The organism is Bacteroidales bacterium (assembly GCA_018334875.1).
Taxonomy (GTDB): Bacteria; Bacteroidota; Bacteroidia; order Bacteroidales; family UBA12077; genus JAGXLC01.
Map to the genome: position 1 here is coordinate 1 of JAGXLC010000474.1, position 3000 is coordinate 3000.

The following is a 3000-nucleotide window of genomic DNA, read 5'->3' on the forward strand; positions in this document are numbered from 1 at the left end:
CTAAAAATTGTGTTTTTTAGCAAAGTTTTGCTGCAATTTAAATTCTAACCTGCATTATTCTTACCGCAGCTTTAGCTACAAACAAATTTTTCATGACCTGATGATAGGTATCGTTCTCAAAATTAAATTGCATTTCCGGTTTGAAGAAACAGGTATATTTTTTGTAATATTGCTTTGTATGAAACAAAATAAGCCTACATACGAAGCATTAAAAAAAGAAAAGGACAGGTTGGAGCAACAGGTTCATGCCTTAAAGGAAAACGGGGAACTGCGCATTCTCCTGGATAATATACCCACACAGGTTTGGTATCTTGCGGATGAACAGACCTATGGGGCTGTCAATAAAGCCCATGCCGATTTCAACGGAACCACACCGGAGGAGATGTCTTTTCAGGATCTGTATGATGTTTATCCCAAAGATGTTGCAGAAATTTGCATTCAGGGAAACCGGGAAGTATTTTCTATCGGGAAGTCAATTCAAACCGAAGAATGGGTGCCCAACGCATCTGGCGAGTGTAGGTTGCTTTCCATAGTAAAAAATCCAAAGCTGGATAAATATGGACATGTGGAATATGTGGTGTGTTCTGCGGAAGACATCACCGAGAAGAAACAGACGGAAGAAGCCTTGCAGGAATCCGAGGAGCGATATAAGAATCTGGTGGAGAAAGCCGGAGTAGGTGTTTTGATAGATGACAGGGAGGGAAATTTTCAATATTTCAACCATAAATTTGCTGAACTGTTCGGATATTCTTACGAGGAGATCAAACACCGGTCCATCCCTTCAATTGTGCATACCGATGATCTGGATAAGGTCATGCAGTATCACAACGGGCGCCTGCAGGGCAGGGATGTTCCTTCAAACTATGAATTCAGGGGAGTCAGAAAGAACGGTTCCGTTATCCATCTGGAAGTGGATGCTGTTCCCCTTAGCAATGGAAACAACATTACAGGAACCCGCTCCTTTTTCTGGGATGTTACGCAGCGTAAAATCACAGAAGAAGCATTGAAAAAGGCAAAGGAAAAAGCCGAAGAGAGCGACCGGCTGAAGTCTGCTTTTCTGGCCAATATGTCCCATGAAATACGAACTCCGTTGAATGCCATAATGGGATTTGCGCAATTGCTGAGCAACAAACAGGTTGCTGATGATAAGCAAAACAAGTATCTGGATATTATCCGGAACCGTTCAAATTTGCTTTTGCAGCTTATTAACGACATCGTTGACCTGTCCAAGATAGATGCCAATCAGGTCAGCCTGGAGGAGAAGACTTTTTCGCTGAATCGTCTTTTATCCGAGCTTTACAGTTCTATTCAGGTTAAAATGGAGCATGAAGGAAAATCCCACCTTGATTTCAGGCTAAATAAAGGGTTGAAAGATGTTGACAGCTACATTTATTCAGACCCGAAGCGGCTGGAGCAGATTTTTTCCAATCTGCTGTCCAATGCTTTGAAATATACAGAAAAGGGCACCATTGCGTTTGGATACGAAAAGAAGGATGAAAAAACACTGCTTTGTTATGTAAAGGATACGGGTGTCGGCATTCCGAAGGACAAACAGGAAAAAATTTTCGAACGGTTCAGTCAGGCCGATGAATCGGTAGCCAGAAAATACGGGGGTACCGGCCTTGGTTTGTCCATCTCCAAATCGCTTATTGAAATGCTTGGGGGTGAAATATGGGTTGAATCCGGAAAAAATGCGGGCAGTACCTTTTACTTTACAATACCCTATAAAAAACGAAAAGCTGAGGATACAAAAGTTCCCGAAGAAAAAGGCGGCCGGGATGATTCATGGGAAGGCAAAACCCTGCTCATCATAGAGGACGATTTTTCCAGTATGCAATTGATAAAAGAGATACTCGAACCCACCGGGGTGGTTCTGTTTTTGTGCGAAACAGGGAAGGAGGGTCTGGAAACCTTCAGGGAACACCCGGATATAGATATGGTTTTGCTTGACATTAAGCTGCCTGATGTCTATGGCCTGGATCTGGCCAGGGAGATACGTTCAATGGCTTCCGAAAAATATCTGCCCATTATTGCCCAAACCGCTTATGCCATGTACGGCGATGCCGCGAAAAGTATAGAAGCAGGATGCGATGACTACATCAGCAAGCCCATCAATACCCGTAAGTTGCTGGCGAAAATTGCGAAGTATATTTGAGCCGTGAACCCATCCTTATTTTAATATCAATCGTGATTCAGTTGAAATTAAGTTGGCAAAGGGCAGTTGGCAGTTGGCAAACCAAATACCTCAGTTGGCAGAAGAATGCAAGGGTCATTGGGTTGTTTGACGGGAGTTTGACAAAGCGTTTGATAGGAGTTTGAAAGTCAGTTGGCAATAGGCAATAGGCAGTTGGCAAAATTTGTCAGAATCTTCTGATGGTCATAGCTCAAGGCAACAATTTGACAATGTAACCATTTAGCAATCTGACCGTAGCCTTTCTACTCTTCGCCTTCGCCTTCGCCTCAGCCTCGTAGCCTCCTTTTAGAAAGTTGGCAAGAGACAGGGCTCGAGATACAGTAGTAGAGACGCAATGTTTGCGTCTCGGAGATAAATTTGGCAGGATAACGGTGAATACTATTGATGAGTGAACGGTTTAACTGGATGAAAGAAGTTTGAAAGTCAGTTGGCTAACACTGAATATCTTCAGATATTAGTAAAATTAAAGTGTCATTGATGGGCATTTTGTCGTCATTTGGTGGTCATTGGATGGTTTGACAGGAGTTTGACAAAGAGTTTGATAGTTTGAACAAGAAAAGCTACAGTTGGCAGATAAATAAAAGGGTCACTGGTGGGCATTCAATTGTATCCGCAGATCATCAAACCTGAAACCTTAAACGCTTTGCTTTTTTTGCCGATCTTTCGTTTTCTCGTCTTCTCAGTTCTCGTCTTCCCGTCTTCCATCCGTCGTGCTATCGTGTCCTCGCCCCCTCGTTCTTTCGCTCTGTCGTGCTGTCGTTCTTTCGCGCCGTCGTTCTTTCGTGACTCTAATTGACCCACGCCAC

At 43.3% G+C, this 3000-nt stretch carries 2 protein-coding genes; one reads left to right on the forward strand and one right to left on the reverse strand.

The features are described 5' to 3' along the window. Positions 1–178: 178 nt before the first annotated feature. Entirely contained in the window at positions 179–2155 is a 1977-nt protein-coding gene (locus tag KGY70_20050) for a PAS domain S-box protein (GenBank protein ID MBS3777499.1), read from the forward strand. Between the two features lie 639 nt (positions 2156–2794). On the opposite strand, the gene KGY70_20055 is transcribed toward KGY70_20050, so the two are convergent. Continuing rightward, positions 2795–3000, reverse strand: a 206-nt coding sequence (locus KGY70_20055; protein MBS3777500.1) for a hypothetical protein, incomplete at its 5' end; no start/stop codon positions are given.

Bases quoted from the DNA above. Each gene is read 5' to 3' on its own strand.
- KGY70_20050 (MBS3777499.1), top strand. From the start codon at position 179: ATGAAACAAAATAAGCCTACATACGAAGCATTAAAAAAAGAAAAGGAC.